Source organism: Shinella sp., from assembly GCF_052438155.1.
Lineage (GTDB): Bacteria > Pseudomonadota > Alphaproteobacteria > Rhizobiales > Rhizobiaceae > Shinella.
This window is the reverse complement of sequence record NZ_JBQVPI010000011.1, coordinates 23,967-41,153: the sequence shown is the minus strand read 5'-3', so window position 1 is coordinate 41,153 and position 17,187 is coordinate 23,967. Positions and strand designations below refer to the sequence as shown.

The 17,187-nt window shown below is 58.6% G+C and carries 17 protein-coding genes; 7 read left to right on the top strand and 10 right to left on the bottom strand.

What is annotated here, in order from left to right; translation table 11 throughout:
• Positions 1-4: 4 nt before the first annotated feature.
• Positions 5-301: a conjugal transfer protein TraC gene (gene traC, locus ACT6VE_RS19785; RefSeq protein WP_046797659.1), complete on the bottom strand. Its 297-nt coding sequence runs from the start codon at positions 299-301 to the stop codon at positions 5-7.
• Positions 302-551: 250 nt separating this feature from the next.
• On the opposite strand from traC, the gene traA reads away from it, so the two are divergent.
• Genes traA through ACT6VE_RS19765 form a run of 4 tightly spaced genes read left to right on the top strand, consistent with a single transcriptional unit; the run spans position 552 to position 6,223 of the window.
• Positions 552-3,875, top strand: a complete 3,324-nt coding sequence (gene traA, locus ACT6VE_RS19780) for a Ti-type conjugative transfer relaxase TraA (RefSeq protein WP_444800214.1) — start codon at positions 552-554, stop codon at positions 3,873-3,875.
• On the top strand, positions 3,872-4,438 hold the full coding sequence (traF, locus tag ACT6VE_RS19775) for a conjugative transfer signal peptidase TraF (RefSeq protein WP_142174461.1): 567 nt from the start codon (positions 3,872-3,874) through the stop codon (positions 4,436-4,438). The genes traA and traF overlap by 4 nt, the downstream gene beginning before the upstream one ends.
• Positions 4,428-5,594: a conjugal transfer protein TraB gene (locus ACT6VE_RS19770; protein ID WP_142174462.1), complete on the top strand. Its 1,167-nt coding sequence runs from the start codon at positions 4,428-4,430 to the stop codon at positions 5,592-5,594. The genes traF and ACT6VE_RS19770 overlap by 11 nt, the downstream gene beginning before the upstream one ends.
• 17 nt (positions 5,595-5,611) lie before the next feature.
• A complete protein-coding gene (locus ACT6VE_RS19765; protein WP_444800213.1) occupies positions 5,612-6,223 on the top strand; it encodes a TraH family protein in 612 nt (203 codons plus the stop codon).
• Positions 6,224-6,255: 32 nt separating this feature from the next.
• Here the strand turns inward: ACT6VE_RS19765 and ACT6VE_RS19760 are convergent, their stop codons facing one another.
• The 3 genes from ACT6VE_RS19760 to ACT6VE_RS19750 all read right to left on the bottom strand — a co-directional run bounded on the left by ACT6VE_RS19760 (position 6,256) and on the right by ACT6VE_RS19750 (position 9,038).
• Positions 6,256-6,876: an RES family NAD+ phosphorylase gene (locus ACT6VE_RS19760; protein ID WP_142174464.1), complete on the bottom strand. Its 621-nt coding sequence runs from the start codon at positions 6,874-6,876 to the stop codon at positions 6,256-6,258.
• Positions 6,877-7,632, bottom strand: coding sequence for an XRE family transcriptional regulator (locus tag ACT6VE_RS19755; RefSeq protein WP_237681284.1), 756 nt, complete (start codon positions 7,630-7,632; stop codon positions 6,877-6,879).
• A 191-nt stretch (positions 7,633-7,823) separates the two neighbouring features.
• Positions 7,824-9,038: an acyltransferase family protein gene (locus tag ACT6VE_RS19750; protein WP_142174465.1), complete on the bottom strand. Its 1,215-nt coding sequence runs from the start codon at positions 9,036-9,038 to the stop codon at positions 7,824-7,826.
• 571 nt (positions 9,039-9,609) lie between these two features.
• On the opposite strand from ACT6VE_RS19750, the gene traR reads away from it, so the two are divergent.
• Entirely contained in the window at positions 9,610-10,314 is a 705-nt protein-coding gene (gene traR / locus ACT6VE_RS19745) for an autoinducer-binding transcriptional regulator TraR (RefSeq protein WP_142174466.1), read from the top strand.
• A gap of 14 nt (positions 10,315-10,328) precedes the next feature.
• Here traR and ACT6VE_RS19740 read toward each other — a convergent pair whose 3' ends face one another.
• Positions 10,329-10,628, bottom strand: a complete 300-nt coding sequence (locus ACT6VE_RS19740; RefSeq protein WP_142174467.1) for a transcriptional repressor TraM — start codon at positions 10,626-10,628, stop codon at positions 10,329-10,331.
• Between the two features lie 552 nt (positions 10,629-11,180).
• Between ACT6VE_RS19740 and ACT6VE_RS19735 the strand changes: the two genes are divergently transcribed.
• Together ACT6VE_RS19735 and ACT6VE_RS19730 are read left to right on the top strand one after the other, a co-directional pair.
• On the top strand, positions 11,181-11,900 hold the full coding sequence (locus tag ACT6VE_RS19735) for a helix-turn-helix transcriptional regulator (RefSeq protein WP_142174468.1): 720 nt from the start codon (positions 11,181-11,183) through the stop codon (positions 11,898-11,900).
• Positions 11,901-12,017: 117 nt separating this feature from the next.
• Positions 12,018-12,680 carry an acyl-homoserine-lactone synthase gene (locus ACT6VE_RS19730; RefSeq protein WP_142174469.1) on the top strand — a complete coding sequence of 221 codons (663 nt, stop codon included), beginning with the start codon at positions 12,018-12,020 and terminating at the stop codon, positions 12,678-12,680.
• Positions 12,681-12,720: 40 nt separating this feature from the next.
• Here the strand turns inward: ACT6VE_RS19730 and trbI are convergent, their stop codons facing one another.
• From trbI to trbL, 5 genes are read right to left on the bottom strand one after another with little or no spacing between them, the layout of a single operon-like run.
• A complete protein-coding gene (gene trbI / locus ACT6VE_RS19725; RefSeq protein ID WP_444800212.1) occupies positions 12,721-14,016 on the bottom strand; it encodes an IncP-type conjugal transfer protein TrbI in 1,296 nt (431 codons plus the stop codon).
• 12 nt (positions 14,017-14,028) lie between these two features.
• Complete coding sequence (gene trbH, locus ACT6VE_RS19720) at positions 14,029-14,472, bottom strand: conjugal transfer protein TrbH (protein ID WP_142174471.1); 444 nt, start codon at positions 14,470-14,472, stop codon at positions 14,029-14,031.
• A gap of 3 nt (positions 14,473-14,475) precedes the next feature.
• Entirely contained in the window at positions 14,476-15,306 is an 831-nt protein-coding gene (trbG, locus tag ACT6VE_RS19715) for a P-type conjugative transfer protein TrbG (RefSeq protein WP_142174472.1), read from the bottom strand.
• 15 nt (positions 15,307-15,321) lie between these two features.
• On the bottom strand, positions 15,322-15,984 hold the full coding sequence (locus tag ACT6VE_RS19710) for a conjugal transfer protein TrbF (protein ID WP_142174473.1): 663 nt from the start codon (positions 15,982-15,984) through the stop codon (positions 15,322-15,324).
• Between the two features lie 21 nt (positions 15,985-16,005).
• Positions 16,006-17,187: a P-type conjugative transfer protein TrbL gene (trbL, locus tag ACT6VE_RS19705; RefSeq protein ID WP_142174474.1), complete on the bottom strand. Its 1,182-nt coding sequence runs from the start codon at positions 17,185-17,187 to the stop codon at positions 16,006-16,008.

The following is a 17,187-nucleotide window of genomic DNA, read 5'->3' as shown; positions in this document are numbered from 1 at the left end:
CCGCTCAAGCCTCGCCAGCCTGGCTCGTAGCCGCGCCAGCGCTGAGCGACGTGGCCGAGGATGTTCCGGTCGCTCCAGCGGCACCCTTTTCTTTTCCGTTCGATCCGGCTTTCGTTCCGCGAAACCGCTTTGCAACGTCCTCGAACGCTGCCTGAAGGTCGGCGTCGTCGACTTCGATCTCTCCAAGTCCGGCCTTCAGCGCAATGCGGCCGATGCGTTCGGCGTCACGCGTTTCCGCCTGCTTCAGCTGTTCCTGCAGGCGGGCAAGTTCTTCGCGGATTTTCGACGTTGGCTTCTTCATCGGGATGCAATCTCCAGTGATATCCGTGGAATGGTGGGGTGAGAGTCCCCGATTTTTTCCCGGCAGGACAGGTACAAATTTGTACCTCGCCAAAGCGTCAGCATTTGGCGAATGATCCCGCCGCTCGACAAGAGCGGATCCAAGGGCGCAATTATACGTCGCTGACGCGACGTTCTGCTTTTGCCCCCTGGCGGGGCCACCTCTTGCGATCAACATGTTGATTTCGTTCGCAAGAAGGAGCGATCCGCCCGTGGCCGTCCCGCATTTCTCAGTCAGCATCGTCGCCCGTGGCTCTGGCCGCAGCGCAGTGCTGTCAGCGGCCTACCGGCACTGCGCCAGGATGGACTATGAGCGGGAAGCACGCACAATCGACTACACAGGCAAGCAGGGGCTTCTGCACGAGGAGTTCGTGATCCCTGCCGATGCGCCAGACTGGCTACGCGTCATGATTGCCGATCGATCGGTCTCGGGAGCCTCGGAAGCGTTCTGGAACAAGGTCGAGGTGTTCGAAAAGCGGGTCGATGCCCAACTCGCCAAGGACGTCACCATCGCTCTGCCGATCGAGCTGTCCTCCGAGCAGAACATCGCGCTGATGCGAGACTTCGTTGCCGAGCACCTTACGACGAAGGGTATGGTCGCGGACTGGGTCTATCACGATGCACCCGGCAACCCGCATGTCCATCTGATGACAACGTTGCGGCCTCTGAGCGAGGATGGGTTCGGTGCCAAGAAGGTCGCTGTTCTTGGACCAGACGGCCAGACCATGCGCAATGACGCCGGCAAAATCATCTATGAACTCTGGGCGGGTGGCGCCGAGGACTTCAATGCCTTTCGTGATGGATGGTTTGCTGTCCAAAATCGGCACCTGGCGCTTGCCGGGCTCGATATCCGCATCGATGGCCGATCATTCGAAAAGCAGGGTATCGACCTGACCCCGACCATTCATATCGGGGTCGGCGCCACCGCCATCGAGCGAAAATCGGAAACGGAAAACGGCCTGGCGACAGCCGGGTCACGGAAGCTCGAGCGGATCGAATTGCAGGAGGAGCGGCGCGCGGAGAATGTCCGGCGCATCCAGCGCAATCCCGGTATCGTGCTCGATCTGATCACTCGGGAGAGAAGCGTTTTCGACAACCAGGACGTGGCGAAGGTCCTACATCGCTATGTCGACGACGCAGCTCTCTTCCAGAGCCTCATGGCGCGGATCATGCAACACCTGGACGTGCTGCGCCTCGATCGCGAGCGGATCGACTTTACCTCCAGTGTCAGGACGCCAGCCCGCTACACGACGCGTGAGATGATCGGCCTTGAGGCCGAGATGGCAAACCGGTCGATTTGGCTGTCCCAGCGATCATCACATAGCGTCCGTCAGAAGATCATCGAGGCGGTGTTCGAGCGCCATGAGCGCCTCTCGGATGAGCAGAAAACGGCCATCGAGCATGTTGCAGGTCCTGAGCGGATTGCAACCGTGATCGGCCGCGCCGGCGCCGGCAAAACCACGATGATGAAGGCGGCGCGCGAGGCCTGGGAAGCGGCCGGCTATCGTGTCGTTGGCGCCGCCCTGGCGGGGAAAGCGGCCGAAGGATTGGAAAAGGAAGCGGGTATTCTTTCCCGCACATTATCCTCCTGGGAACTCCGCTGGGCCCAAGGTCGCGACCAACTCGACGACAAGACTGTCATGGTCCTCGACGAAGCCGGCATGGTCTCCTCCAAACAAATGGCGCTGCTTGTCGAAGAGGCGACGGTGCGCGGGGCAAAGCTCGTTCTCATCGGTGATCCCGAACAGTTGCAGCCGATCGAGGCAGGTGCCGCCTTCCGGGCCATCACGGAGCGCATCGGCTACGCCGAGCTCGAAACCATCTATCGCCAGCGCGAGCAATGGATGCGCGAAGCGTCGCTCGATCTCGCCCGCGGCAACATCGCTAGGGCTGTCGAGTCCTACAGCGCAAACGGTCGGATGATGGGATCGGCCTTGAAGTCGCAAGCCGTCGAAAACCTTATTTCCGATTGGAACCGTGATTACGATCCGGCCCGGTCATCGCTGATCCTAGCCCACCTTCGCCGTGACGTGCGGATCCTCAATACCCTGGCACGCGCCAAGCTCGTCGAGCGCGGGCTTGTCGATGGCGGTCACGCCTTCAAGACGGAAGACGGTATACGTCATTTCGCCGCCGGCGATCGGATCGTCTTCCTCAAAAATGAAAGCTCGCTTGGCGTCAAGAACGGCATGCTGGCCAAGGTCGTAGAAGCCGCCCCGGGGCGTATAGTTGCCGAGATTGGCGAGGGCGAGCGCCGGCTGACGATCAGCGTAGAGCAGCGGTTCTACAACAACGTCGATCATGGTTACGCGACGACGATCCATAAGAGCCAAGGCACAACCGTCGACAGGGTCAAGGTTCTTGCCTCACTCTCCCTAGACCGTCACCTGACCTATGTGGCGATGACCCGTCATCGAGAGGATCTCGGCGTCTATTATGGTTCGCGCTCCTTCGCCAAGGCGGGCGGACTGGCCGAGCTTCTATCGCGCAAGAACGCAAAGGAAACGACGCTCGACTACGAGAAGGGCGCCTTCTATCGCGCGGCCCTTCGCTTCGCCGACGCGCGCGGCCTGCATCTGGTCAATGTCGCGCGCACCCTCGTTCGCGACCGCCTCGACTGGACCGTTCGCCAGAAACAGAAGCTCTTCGATCTCACCGCCCGCCTGACGACGATCGGCGCACAGCTCGGTCTCAAGCGCTCCAATACCCAAGTGACCCCGAAACCCGTCATGGAGGCAAAGCCAATGGTATCAGGCATCACGATGTTCCCGAAATCGATCGACCAGGCCGTTGAGGATCGCCTGGTCGCCGATCCGGGTTTGAAGAAGCAATGGCAGGAGGTCACGACACGCTTTATACAAGTCTTCGCCGAGCCGGAGACCGCGTTCAAGGCGGTCAATGTCGATGCCATGCTGAAAGATCCGGCAAGAGCGCAGACAACGCTTGCGACGATCGCAGCGGAGCCGGAACGTTTCGGAGCGCTCAAAGGCAAGACCGGCATATTCGCCGGAGCGAACGAAAAGGCGGCGCGCGACACGGCGCTTGTCAACGCGCCTGCTCTGGCGCGAAACCTCGAGCGATATGTGACAGCGCGGGCCGAGGCAGAGCGCAAGCACGAAGCGCAAGAGCGGGCAATCCGTCTCAAGGTCTCCGTCGACATCCCTGCCCTCTCTCCATCGGCCAGGCAAACGCTTGAGCGGATCCGCGATGCGATCGATCGCAACGATCTTCCCGCCGGTCTCGAATATGCCCTGGCCGACAGAAACGTGAAAGCTGAACTTGAAGGCTTCGCCAAGGCCGTGTCCGAGCGTTTCGGAGAACGCAGCCTGCTGCCGATCTCTGCAAAAGATGCAAACGGCGAGACCTTTCACAAAATAACGGCCGGGATGAACCCTTCGCAGAAAAGCGAAGTGCAGTCGGCCTGGAACAGCATGCGCACTGTGCAGCAACTCGCCGCGCACGAGCGCACCACGCTGGCGTTGAAGCAGGCTGAAACAGCGCGGCAAACCCAGACCAAGGGGCTTTCACTGAAATGAATATGGCGATGCCTGAAAGCACTGCGATGTCTCGTCAACGACGCCGCGCCTGCGTCACGCTATCCGGATCTGCCGGCCTGTTGATCGTCCTTTTTGCTGCTGGTTGGATTGGTGGTCTGCGCTTCAACACGACCCCGAGTGAGCCGCTCGGACTCTGGCGCATCGTTCCGCTCACGCGTGCCGCCCGGTCCGGGGAAACGGTTTTCGTCTGCCCGCCTGACAATGTTGCTATGCGCGAGGCGAGACAGCGCGGATATCTCCGACCGGGACTTTGCCCCGGTGGGTTCGGACCGTTGATCAAGACCGTCATCGCGGTGGCGGGACAGCGCGTGGACGTCACCGATCGTGTCGCCATTGATGGCGTGCCGATCCCCGGCTCTCGCATCATGCAGAACGACGCACAGGGGCGATCTCTTCGGCGCGATCGAAGCGGGATAGTGCGGCCTGGAGAGATGTATTTGCACTCAGACTTCATCGGCTCATGGGATTCCAGGTATTTCGGACCGGTGCCTGTTTCAGGCGTTCTGGGCTTGGCGCAAGAAGTGTTGACCTATGAGCCGTGAGTTCATGATCACTGCCGTTCTCGTCCCGCTTTCAATCGTCGTCGGGGCGGTCGGCTGGAGCGGCCAGGCGCTCCTGCTGCCTGCGGCAACCTTCTTCCCGCTTCTGTGGGCCCTGTCACCAACGCGGATCGCAGCGGCCCTCGTCGCATCCGGTTATTTTCTGGCAGCATCACGAGGATTGCCTGCCGGCGTTGCCCAGTTCTTTTCCGCCGACCTCTGGGTTGGCCTCCTCTTCTGGATAGCGGCGGCATCGTCCTTCATTGCCGTCCATGCGGTACTCTGGACAGTGCGGGGCGGATGGGCAAAGCCCGCGCGCTATCTCATGGTTCTTGGTCTCACTGCTTTTCCGCCACTCGGGATCACAGGCTGGGCGCATCCGCTGACAGCGGCCGGCATACTATTTCCGGGATGGGGATGGTGGGGGCTGCTCGCTTTGACAGCCGTCCTGATCGGTCTCGTAACCCGGATCGGGCCTGCTATCGCCATTGCCCTGTCAGGTTTATGGCTTTGGTCCGCCGCATCGGGGACGCATCAGATTCTACCGGAGGGGTGGCGTGGTGTCGACCTTGAAATGGGCGCAAGTCTCGGCCGCGATCAATCCCTTCAACGTCAACGTGACGTGGTGACGATTGTTCGGAAGGCTGCCGGAACACGAGAGACCGTCGTCGTGCTTCCCGAGAGCACACTGGGCTTTTGGACGCCAACGCTCGAACGTTTCTGGCGGAATGAGCTGCAAGGAACCCACGTGACTGTGGTCGCCGGCGCGGCGGTCGTCGATGCGGTTGGCTACGACAACGTCATGGTGGCCATCGATGCGCATGGGGGGCGTGTCCTCTATCGCGAGCGCATGCCTGTGCCGGTTTCGATGTGGCGTCCATGGGCGCGATGGACAGGAGAGACCGGCGGCGCCCGCGCCAACCTCTTCGCCAATCCTGTCGTCGAGGTCGCGGGCCGAAAGATCGCGCCGCTTATCTGCTACGAGCAGCTCGTACTGTGGCCCATTCTCCAGTCGATGCTACACCGACCCGACGCGATCGTTTTGATCGGCAATGGCTGGTGGACGACGGGTGGCAACATCGTCGCCATCCAGCGCGCGAGCGCCAAAGCCTGGTCCGCTCTGTTCGGCGTTCCCCTTGTGATTTCCTTCAATACCTGAACTTTGGAGCCTTCGTCATGGATGCTGCCTTTATCGCGGAATGCGCCGATCCCTCCCTGAAACCCGCCATAGTCGAGCAGTTCGTGTCCGCTGTCGGTCCGGGCGATCCGCTTGCCGTCACCGTCAAAGCCGGAGGGCGGCTCATCCTTGTACCAAAACCGAAGACGCCCGACGAGGCTATGGATATCATACGCCAGTATGTCGGGCAGGCCGTCGTGCGTGTGGGCCTCACACAGTTCCCGGCGGGTGTCGGCGTGAAGGACGCATCCGAGCTGAAACCAGATCTGATCGCACCTTGCGAAAATCTTCGCATGGGGACGAAGATGTTTTCCAAGATCATGCGCATCGTTTCACAGTGGTATGGCAACCCAACGAGCAAAGAGGTGCTTCCACAGATCTTCGAAGATGCCGTTTACGCCTGGAACACCGGCCAGTTCGAAGGGCAAAGCGTGTTTCAGGCGCAGGATCCAGGTGGAACGATCGTCGATGGGAAGGAAGTTTCTTCGGATGCCGCGGACAAACCTGCGGATGCTAACCCCTCGCAGAGCGAAGCGGAGCCCTCAGACGAAGGAGAGGTTGGGACTGCGGGAATTCGGGTCGATTTGTCCCGGATCGGTGGGCAGAAGTAGTGCTGTATCCGACTTCGACGACAGGTAAAATATCAGGGATCAGGTTCGACAATTGCGACATTGAGGTCGTTGAGTACATCAGCCAGACCCGGCGCGCGGATCAGCTTCGTCGTGCGGACCGCCTTCAGTTTTCCAATAGCTCGATCGAACAGTGCAAGGTTGGTGTGGCCGTTGAGCCGAGACGGGTAGATGATGCCGTCCACCTGGCTGTCGTGTTCATTGAAGGCGACCGCCCAATTCCGTGCGAGGGATTGCTTTGAGCCCTTCGCGACATCCGTCGGCACACCCATCTTGATCGGCCCGTCGTCTCGAAGATCTACCATCATCAGCGGATTGATGACCTCGATCTCTGCGAAATTGCGGTCGTACAATTCGGATTCAGCTATCGGCAGGTCGCCGAGGACCCCATCGCGTTGATCGCGCAAGACGGCTTCGAGAAAGCACACCTTCACCGTATCGCCCAAATAGAGCACCCCGAACCGGTTAGCGAATTTGCGCCGGCGTGGATCGCTGAAACGGCTCGGCGTTTTACCGAAGCCCAGTGGATCAGGGTAGGTGCCCAGGTAGATGCGGCCGAACCGAAGTCCGGCTGCGACCGTATGCAGGTGAAGGCTTGCATTTGCAAAGCCGGGAGGCGGCAGAGTACGTGCCATTCAGCGGAAATCTCGACCAATGCTCTCGACAACCTCGAGCGCTTGCTCGGTCCGTCCCCGCTCCAATGCCTCGCGACCTGTCAGTCCGTCCAGCTCTCCGTGGGGCTGGACCAGGAACCGGTAAACCGCCCAGGCTCCGCCCAGTCGCTCGTGGAGCGTTGCAAGCGCTGCAAACGGCTTGCCATCGGCATCGATCTGCCAATCCGGGAAGCGAAAGCCGCGTTTCGCGCCATCCAGCCCCAATACCAGTCCGGTCTGGCGCTTTGAATTCACCGTTACCCGTGTCGTGCCAAGCAGCTTGGCGAATTCGTCGGCATTCAGCATGTCAGTGCCGCTGAGGACCTCAGCAGCCTTTATGCGTCCCCGCGCCCGTGCGGCCACCAACGCCTGCTCCAACTCCGGATCCAGTGCATCGTTCTCCTCTACGACAGGCACCGTTGTCCTTTCCACCGCCTCAACGGGAGTGACAACCATCTCACCTTCGGCATCGACATCGACACGGAAGCTGACCGGATGGCCAGCAGAACGGCTTTTTGCGATCGCCTGACCGTACTCCTGGAGGAGCGCCTTGACGCGATTGGGATTGCCGGTCAGCGCTTTTGATGCATTGTCCGGGATCTTGATCTTGAAGGCGGCTCTCCCCTTTGCAAGCGGGGCCGCCCCTGTCGTCAGGAAAAAAGCCATGGATTCAGCGCCCGGTTTGCCGCGCCCGCTCGCGCCGTCGCGTATGCTGGTTTTAGGCTTCAGAGATGCCATGTCTCACCCTCCGTTCAGAGAACTATATATGGCAAGGTTGGTTAAGTTCGTCAAGTTGGTAAAGAGCATAGCACTGGTGCATTGCGTTATTCGGGGCGAACAGACGGCTGAAGTCTGCTGTCGGCCCAAAGCGGTCATTCGCCGCCGGAGCAATTGCCGCGAAACCCTAACATTCGCGACAGTTCGCCGACCTACTTCGACGACGACAGCATTCTATCCCGAAGATGTAGGAAAGTTCGCTCTACACAGAACCAGAGAACAGCGGCGACAGCAAAGCTTCCGATCAGATAGGCGACAAAGCCGCCGGTACCTTGCAGGTTCTCTTCTCCGAAGATCAGGCGCATGACGTGAAAGACGGACTTGTGGGTGAGGTAAAGGCTGTAAGACAGCGTTGCTACGAGAGCAGCCCCCGGAACAGGCCAGCGGCTCAGAACGTGCTCAAGATCGAGCATGGCGCAGAACAGCAGTGCGATGCCGATCGAGATCAGCGGAAAGCCCGCGACCGCGCCGAGTTGTGCCTGAAACACCGGAAAAATGCCTTGTCCTGCGAGTGGTCCTCGATCAACGAAGCAAATGAGCGCGGCGATCACAAGGATCAGACCTGAGGGTATCGTGACCTTGGGCGGCAGATACTGCATGCAAAGCTCTGGCTTAAAGAAGCGGGCGGCCGCCAGCACCACGCCGAACAGCAGGCCGTCGAGACGCGTGTATGTTGGGTAGTAGACATCGCGGAGGTAAGTCGCAAAAGCAGGGCGGAACTGGCCTTCTGCGACAAGGGTGCCAACCTGTATGTCCCAGACCGCATAACGCAGCACGATGCCAGCGAGCGTTAACAGTCCGGCGAGCCCAAGCACCCGTCCTGTGCCAATACGCTTATACAGGAAAAGAACCAGCAAGGGCAGGACGAGATAAAACTGCTCTTCGACCGCAAGCGTCCATGCCTGAGAAAAGGCGTTGCCCGCCCTCGGATCGAACCCGAGATTGACCGTGAACGTCGCGAATTTCCACAGAGGCTGCATCGTTGGACTATCGCGTAGAATCGGGACTAAGGCGTAGAGGCCAAGGACCACGAAGAAGGCCGGGAAGATGCGGAAGGCACGCCGGAGGTAAAACGACTTGAAATCGACTGCTCCCGTGCGCGTCACTTCCTTGAACAGTTGCGTGCCGATCAGGTAGCCGCTCAGCACAAAGAAGATATCGACACCAAGCCAGCCATATTCGCGCATTGTCACCAATATGCCGGGCGTGGCATTCAGCGGAAGGTGGACAAGCATCACCAGGAGGATTGCCAGCGAGCGCAGGATATCGGGTCCAACCATCCGACTGCCTGTTGCCACGACGCTAGTATGCGAGAGCGAGGAGAAATTGCCTGCATGCGCATTGTTCGTGGTGGCAAGCATAGTCATGCGCAACGCTCCGGAAGTTTGATGGCAAAGGCTGATACGACTTAATTTACCGATCTGCGGTTGCGATGGAATGGGGTAAAAGTGAAACCGTCAATTAACGTAAATTTTTCGTAAAATTGTAATGACCTGCTTCTCTGGTGCTGGGATTGGGTGATCTGCGCTGCATACTTTAGGGAATTTGCGACGCTTTGGCTGCTTCGTGCCAATTCACGACTTTCGCGACGTCACAGAATAAGAAGGCGTCGTCCGGCAGCCGCAATGTCCGGTGTTGGCGCTATCCGTCCGTAGCTCTCTTCTGCGATTGAACATTGATAGGCCAGTTCGGTGCTATCCAGCCAAGCGGAGATCTGCACACAGCTTACTGTGCGCTGACACGTTTTCCGCGAATAAGCAATTTCCGAGGTTTTCAATCTCGCGGAAACGATTTAGAAAACCATTCCTTGATGGTCAACTTACGCGATTGAATATGCTTCATTCTTTACCATGTCACTGTTCGCGCGCGTCGCGGTCCTTCTGACTGCCGACGCATTTCGCCACCGCGCAACGGGTGCGATTTACAGGGAGAGTATGGATGTCAAACTGGGTCGAGAAACTGCTGGATATCACCGTGATCGGAAACGATCAGTCCATGGTGAAGGGCGCCCTGGCCAATCTTGCTGATCGGTTCGATTTTGTGGGCTATGCCTTCGTAAACATTCGTCCGGGGCAGACCTATGCGGTTTCCAACTACGATATCGACTGGCAGAAAATCTATGACACGCTGGACTACCGGTTCATCGATCCGGTCATGCGGCAGGCCCAGCTGATAAGGCGCGCTTTCGCCTGGTCCGGCGAAGCCGAAAAGAGCTCGCTGTCAAAAGAGCAGAAAAACTTCTTTTCGAAAGCCGCTGATTTCAACATTCGCTCGGGCGTTTCCATCCCGGTCGCCACCGCCAACGGTGCGATGTCCATGCTGACCTTTGCATCGGCGAAGCCTTCGCTTGCCAGTGATATGGAGATCGATGCGATTATGGCTGCCTCAGCGGTCGCCCAGCTTCATACGCGTCTTGAGCACATGCGGGTCACGCCCTCCATCGAGGAAAAGATCGTCCTGACGCCGAAGCAGGTGAACTACATTCGCTGGCTGTCGCTTGGCAAAACGGTCGAGGTGATCGCTGAACTGGAGCAGGCAAAGTATGCTGGCGTCCGCTCTGCGATTGACGATGTCAGAACGCGCTACAATCTGGCCAATCATGCGCAGGTGGTGGCTTTGGCTATCCGACGCGGCCTGATTTAGGCTGATCTGGCGGGTCAGGCCTTGGGCGTATAGCCCAGAATGTGCAGGAGGGTGGTCAGCGCCGACATTTGCGCGTGCATCCTGATGGTTGCTTCGAGATAGGCAATATGGGTATCGCTAACAAGCTCCTTGCCGGCTTTAACGTCAGCCGGCAGTTCATTGAACAGATTTTCTGCCCGCTCCAATAGATCCCGATGTTCGCGGATTGCATCGATCGTGAGACGCTCAACGAGCGGTGACGGAAGCCCATGCAAGAGCCCTATCAGCGGCTTCAGATCGACTGCCTCGCCATTCAATCGGTCGTCAGCGTTCATGTTCAACTCCCAAAACAGGAATGCGCGGTGCGCCCCCGCATAGTTCCTGACCCCTGGCGATCGGGGAGTTAGTAACCGAGCATGCGCCGGCCCATAGACCTTTAGTTCCGAGGAACCTGGACATACGTCCACGGCTCCCCGACCATAGGTCGAGGAATTCGGCGCCCTAACGGCGGACGCCAAACCGGCATGCGTCGGGTTACTAAGCCCGGAGGCAGCGCGTACTGCCTCACCAGCGCTTATAGCGACCTAACCTCATCTGCGCCACCGCAGATTTGTTGGCGAACGAGGTCGGCTCGCGGCCAACGATTGAAGAAGGAGACTGCGTCGTTGTCGCTTTGGTGTCCAAAATGAAACGGGTGATGGCCCAATAGTCAAACGAAATTAACCTCGGCATTGCAATGCCTCTCTTCGCCGGAAAGTTGCGTTTGAACCACGAAAGCAATCAGGCTACAGCACGATCCCTTGAAGTTCTGCATCGCCGCCGAACTCGTTTGGCCGATCATTCGATCTCTGCGGCGGATTGTCAGGTCGCAGTGCTGGAAGCGGATATTGACACGATCTCTCGCCGATTTTTCCGACGTCAAAGAGCGCCTTGCAAAGACGGGCTCGGTGACCGAAGCACTCCATTTGATACAGTCGGTTTATCGCGTCGATTTCATAACCTACCATCTCGCTTCGACTGTGATCGGCGATTTTGATGCTCCGTTCGTGCGCACGACCTACCCGGATGCGTGGGTATCCACCTATTTGTTGAAGGGCTATGTCACCATCGATCCTGTGGCGCGCGAGGGCTTTCTGCGCCAACTACCATTCGATTGGCGAGAACTCGAAGTCGCGCCCGAGATGCTGATGTTTCTGGAAGACGCAATACGCCATGGGATCGGCCGTTTTGGTTTTTCTATCCCGATATCGGATAAAGCCGGCCGTCGCGCCATCCTCTCTTTAAATTCGAACGCCTCCGCCGAAGACTGGGAGGATCTGGTCAGTGCTCATCGGAGTGAATGGGTCGATCTCGCGTATCTCGTCCACCAGATGGCAGTGTTCGAGCTACATGGAGCGAGCGATCCGATCCCGGTCTTGAGTCCGCGGGAACGTGAGTGCCTCTACTGGAGCGCGCTCGGCAAAGATTACAAGGATATCGCGCTTATTCTCGGCCTTTCCCATCACACGACCCGCAGCTACATCAAGTCGGCGAGGACAAAACTCGGTTGCGCTACGATCTCGGCGGCGGCCACTCTTGCCCTGAAGCTGCGCGTGATCACGATATGAGCCGATCGCACGCCAGCCTTTGACAATACCCGCATATGGGTCTGACCATATGCGGGAATATCTGGCTCCTGCGCCAGGCGGCATCTTCCAGCCAGTATCAACAGCTGGAGACAAACCTTGTTCATTCTGGTTCAAGCGCATCAGTACACCCGTTATCAGGCTCTCATGGATCAGGCATTTCGCCTGCGCAAACGTGTGTTTCACGATCAACTCGGTTGGGCCGTGACAATCGACGGTGATTGCGAGCGCGACGAGTACGATGCTCTGCGGCCAGCTTACCTGATGTGGTGCAATGATCGCGCGGATCGCCTTTATGGAACGCTGCGGCTGATGCCAACCACCGGCCCAACGCTTCTCTACGACGTCTTCCATAACACGTTTACGGGTGCAAACCTGATTGCACCTGGCATCTATGAGGGAACCAGAATGTGCCTCGATGAGGAAACACTTTCCGAGGATTTCCCGAGGCTGGAAACGGGTAAGGCTTTCGGCATGCTGCTGCTGGCGTTGTGCGAATGCGGATTGTCGCACGGTATCGAGACGCTGGTCTCAAACTACGAGCCGCACTTGGCGCGCGTCTATCGTAGGGCGGGGCTCGCCGTTGAAGAGGTTGGCCGCGCAGAAGGCTATGGTCGCTCTCCGGTTTGCTGCGGTGTTTTCGAAGTTTCAGAGGAGGTTCGCACGCGCATGCAGCAGGCGCTTGGCGTCGCGGCTCCCCTCTATGCAGGATATCGGCCGCGCAAAATTGCGGACAGCGAGACCGTGCGCATATCGGCCTGATCCAGGAGTTGTCCAAAGGACGGTTGCGACAACGTGTGCCTCAACCGCCATAATTTCCGGGAAAGACAATATCTTGGTCGACGAGAACGTTGAACTTGTAGCCCGGCCGGATCTGGATGGTGGGCTGAACATTCAAGTTCTTGGAAATCGTCTGCTCCGCGACGCGGCCGAAGGTCTCCGCAAAGTTCCGGCGTGCCGCGTCAGAGGCTGTATCCTGTGTGGCGAGGGTCGAACTCTCCGGAACCGCCATATCAATGCCAGTACCAATCAGTGCAACAAGCGCCGCCGAACCGAAGGTGCGGAAATAGTGATTATTGACCTTGTCAGAGAACCCGCCATAGCCCTGCGAGTCCGTTCCAGCCATGCCACCGATCTGCAGTGTCGAGCCATTCGGGAAGATGACATCCGTCCAGACGACCAGAACGCGGCTTTGGCCAAACGAGACCTTGCTGTCATAGCGTCCGAGTAATTTGGTACCTTGCGGAATGAGAAGAAAATGCCCTGTGGCGCTGTCGTAGATGTGCTGGCTCACCTGCGCTGTGATCCGGCCCGGCAAATCGGAGATGATGCCGGTAATCATGGTCGCCGGGATGACGGAGCCGCGTTTCAGTTCATAGCGTGACTGCTGGGGTACAACCTGGTTCGGCAGGTAACCGAGATCCTTGAAGTCGGCGTTGAAGAAATCTTCCTTCGAAGTCTGTCCGTTCGGATCGGCATTCTGGCCCATCAAACCCGATTTCATGGCCGCGGCATAGAGGTCGGAGGCACCGTTATTGGTGGTCGGCTGCCGGTCTGTTGTCCTGGTGTTGCTGGAGATATTTTCCAGCTCCGAGATTTTGACCTTCAGCGGCGAGTCAAACGCAGTCGCACGGGCCTGAAGGCTGGCCATCCGCTGTCGTTGCTGTTCACGCAGGACTTGTTCGCGCTGCTCGCGGCGAAGTCGGGCCAACCATTCTTCTTCCGACTCCATTTGCGGTCGGCGCTCTTCCCGGGCTTGCTGCTTTATCTGCTCTTCTTCAATCGGCTTGGCTTCCACCTTTGTCTGGGTTGTGGGCGTGGGCTGGAATACGGACTGCTCTTCGCGATCCCCGATGATGCCGTCTTTCACCCCGCGCTTCATCTGATCAGCGAAGGTCGAGGCCGGGACGTTCGAGCCTGCTTCATCCGGAATTCTGTCGCCGAACCGCAGTCCCCTGGATGAGATGCCGTAGACAAGGACACAGGCGACGACGACTGCGATACCGATGCCAAAGAACACCGGCAGGCGATTGAGCCGTTTCATGCCCTTTTCCTGCGAGGTGATGCTCGGATTGCCGAGCTGGAGCGACTGGACCATATCTGTCTCTCCTCAGTTTCGCTTCATTAATGAAAGCGGGCTCGCCGGCGTGGCGCCACCTGATGACACCGAATAGGCCCGCCCAAGCTCGAGTGTCTCGCTGGAAAGCCTCACGAGTACCTGTCCGTCAACGTCGATCAACGAATATGCCAGCTCGATCGGTTTGGCGGTGTTCTTCACGGAGCGTGCCTTATCATACGTCACGACAGTGAAACCCCACCCTTTTAACGCGGCCTCGAGCGCGGTCGCGAAATCCGAAGTGTCGTTGTGAAGCCTGATCGGCGCGGCGGTTGATCCTGCCTGCTCGGCGTAACGTCCAGCCATGTCGCCGGCGATCGCGCTTGCCGCGGGACCTGTTACCGTCGAGGGCGCGGCGCTCGTCGTGAGCGCGTCTTTTCCGGTCTGGCAACCAGAGAGAAGAACGGCAGCAACAATAGGAAAATGGCAAAGGCGCATCGATCAGCCTCCCCGCCGGATGGTGATTTTCTGCTGACGCCAGCCGACGCCCGAAACAAGGACAGCCTTGTCGATATTGTAATCGACGATCATCATGTCGTTCTTCATCCGGTAGTTTACGATCCGGTTTTGCCCGCCAGAAACCACGAAGAGGACCGGCGCATCCTGACCGGAGAGCGTTCGCGGAAACTGTATGTAGGTCTTCTGCCCATCCGAATAGACGCGCTTCGGCTTCCAGGGCGCGCTGCCGCTCAGCGAATAGGCGAAGGCAAGTTGCTCTGGCGGTACGCCGCCGTCGGAATTGGTCATCGTCTGAATGCGAGCGTTTATGTCGGACAATCTCGTCGCGGCCTCTTCCGGATACTCGAAGCCGACCCGGGCCATATACTGGTTTGGATGCGATTTGAGCTGAATATGATAAGTGCGCCTCGACGTCGTCACGACCATCGATGTGACCAGCCCGGCCTCAGACGGTTTAACTATCAGGTGAATTGCTTGGCCCCCTGCAGCACCGGATGTGGCCGGCTCGACCTTCCAGCGTACCGTGTCCCCGACAAGCACGTCGCGCACAATCTCCCCACCCTGAAGCTCGATGTCGCAGACCTGTAAAGGTGAGCAAACGACAGACGGCTGCGTCTCACCGAACAGGAAGATGACTTTTCCGTCAGCGCCAGTTGTTACCAGTCCCCGCTGCCCACGCCATTTGTTGGAGAGGGTGGTTCCTTTCGCCTCATTCGTCGTCAGGCTCTGGGCAAAGCCCGATGTCGTCGCCGTGATCAAAAGCGCAAGTGCGGTCATGCAGCAAAGCGCTGCCCGATTTAACCTTGTATTCATTGAAGTCCCCTGCCCTTACAGTTGCGCGGTCCAGTCGAAGTCCTTGACATAGAGGCCGATGGGATTGAGCCGGATCGTCGCCTCGTCCTGGGGCGGGGTGATCGCCACCGTGGCTATGCCGCGAAATCGGCGTGTCGCGATTTCCTTGCCTTTGCGATCGCGCTCATACTCGGTCCAGTCGATCTGGTAGGTCTGGTTCGACAGCGCGACGATGTTGTTCACCTCGATGGCGACGGTCGCATTCACAGCTTTTTCGAATGGCGAGTTGCCGCGGAACCAGGCATTGATCTTCTGGGTCGAAGGATCGCTCGTCCTGAGAAGCGCATAGGTCCTGTCGATGTATTGTTTCTGGACGACGGCGTCGGGCGTGATGGAGCGAAAACTGGTTATAAAGCCGCCGAGCGTTGCCCGGATGACCCGGGCGTCGGCATATTCGATCTGCTGCGGAAATCCTGCAGAGATGGTGTTTCCGAGCTTGTCGACCTCAACGATGTACGGAACAAGCTTCACTTGCGTGCTCAGATACAACGAATAACCGAAACCGATCACCGCCATGCCGAGGCTCAAGATGCCGACCGTCCGCCATGCCGAAGCCGCCCTCACGTAAGAGCCGTATCGTTCCGACCATTCCTGCCTCGCGGCAAGGTACGGGTTCTCGGGGGCGCGTTGCGCTGCCATATTGTGTTCCCTGTCTTGAATTTACGATTTGTCCTGCCGCTCCGGCGGCTGACCGGGTGAGGCTCCTTTGCCACGTGCCTGGTCGAGCTTCGCGTTCGCCAGGCCAAGGATGGAGCCGGCATAGGCACCGGGTGACCCGATCGCCTTCTCCTTGGCCGCGGATCCTGCGGCCTGTGCTCCTGAACCAAAGCTTGCACCAATCCCGCGAAGAGTAGCGCCGGCGGTCGAAGATCCCGCGGCCCGAGCCGATTGTGCTGCGGCATATCCTGCCCCCGCAGCGCCAGCCGCAAGAAACGCGGCGCCGGCAGCGAACGACGCAGCCTGGCCGCCATGACGAATGGTCTCCATGCCGCCAGTGACGGACGCTCCCTGAACGACGCCTTGGATAATGTTCGGCACATACATCGCGATGATGAACACCACGACGGCGATGCCGGCGATCGCAAGTGCGGTCTGAAATTGATCACCGATATTCGGTTCGTTGGCGAGCCCGATTAGTACCTCGGAACCAATGCGGGAGATCATGACGAGCGCCATCAGTTTCATGCCAACCGAAAACGCGTAAACCAGATATCGGACAGCAAAGTCCTTGGTGAACGACGAGCCGCCAAGCCCGAGCATTATCATCCCGGCGAGAAGGCCAAGATACATCTCGACCATGACGGAGACAAAGATTGCGGCAACGAGTGAAAATGCGATCACCGTCACGACCATTGCAAATGCGGCCGAGATCGCCAGTGCATTGTCCTCGAATAGGCCGAACTGTACTTTCGCCGACATCTTCGTCGCTACCGTCAGACCGGCATTGAAGACGTCTGCAGGTGAGGCCGTACCTCCACCGGCGCCGATCTGAAAGAGACTATCCACCACTGCTTTGGCGAATGTCGGTCCTTGCGTCAGCACGAAGGCAAAGAATCCGACAAACATGATCCGCCTGACGAGCTCGGCGAACCAGCTGTCCAGTGATGCGGTCTGCAATGCCAACCAAACAGCGGCAATTCCAATCTCGATGGTGGCGAGAATCCAGAAGAGAGATTTCGCCGCGTCCATCACGGTGGTCTCCCACCCTTTGGCCGCAGTTGTAATCTGGGTCTGAAGAGAAGTCAGAACAGATCCTTCCTGGGCAAGAGCCGGTTGGGCAATCACGACAGGCACGGTGACAAGCAGCAGAGCGACCCGCAATTCGCTGTTGGAGATTGTCAT

Excerpts from the sequence above, each read along its gene's own strand:
- trbG (WP_142174472.1), bottom strand. The coding sequence starts at position 15,306 with ATGAATACAAGGTTAAATCGGGCAGCGCTTTGCTGCATGACCGCACTT.
- ACT6VE_RS19740 (WP_142174467.1), bottom strand. The coding sequence starts at position 10,628 with ATGAACGCTGACGACCGATTGAATGGCGAGGCAGTCGATCTGAAGCCG.
- trbI (WP_444800212.1), bottom strand. The coding sequence starts at position 14,016 with ATGGTCCAGTCGCTCCAGCTCGGCAATCCGAGCATCACCTCGCAGGAA.
- ACT6VE_RS19760 (WP_142174464.1), bottom strand. The coding sequence starts at position 6,876 with ATGGCACGTACTCTGCCGCCTCCCGGCTTTGCAAATGCAAGCCTTCAC.
- ACT6VE_RS19765 (WP_444800213.1), top strand. The coding sequence starts at position 5,612 with ATGGATGCTGCCTTTATCGCGGAATGCGCCGATCCCTCCCTGAAACCC.
- trbH (WP_142174471.1), bottom strand. The coding sequence starts at position 14,472 with ATGCGCCTTTGCCATTTTCCTATTGTTGCTGCCGTTCTTCTCTCTGGT.
- traR (WP_142174466.1), top strand. The coding sequence starts at position 9,610 with ATGTCAAACTGGGTCGAGAAACTGCTGGATATCACCGTGATCGGAAAC.
- ACT6VE_RS19710 (WP_142174473.1), bottom strand. The coding sequence starts at position 15,984 with ATGGCAGCGCAACGCGCCCCCGAGAACCCGTACCTTGCCGCGAGGCAG.
- trbL (WP_142174474.1), bottom strand. The coding sequence starts at position 17,187 with ATGACAATCTCCAACAGCGAATTGCGGGTCGCTCTGCTGCTTGTCACC.
- traF (WP_142174461.1), top strand. The coding sequence starts at position 3,872 with ATGAATATGGCGATGCCTGAAAGCACTGCGATGTCTCGTCAACGACGC.
- ACT6VE_RS19750 (WP_142174465.1), bottom strand. The coding sequence starts at position 9,038 with ATGACTATGCTTGCCACCACGAACAATGCGCATGCAGGCAATTTCTCC.
- ACT6VE_RS19770 (WP_142174462.1), top strand. The coding sequence starts at position 4,428 with ATGAGCCGTGAGTTCATGATCACTGCCGTTCTCGTCCCGCTTTCAATC.
- ACT6VE_RS19755 (WP_237681284.1), bottom strand. The coding sequence starts at position 7,632 with ATGGCATCTCTGAAGCCTAAAACCAGCATACGCGACGGCGCGAGCGGG.
- traC (WP_046797659.1), bottom strand. The coding sequence starts at position 301 with ATGAAGAAGCCAACGTCGAAAATCCGCGAAGAACTTGCCCGCCTGCAG.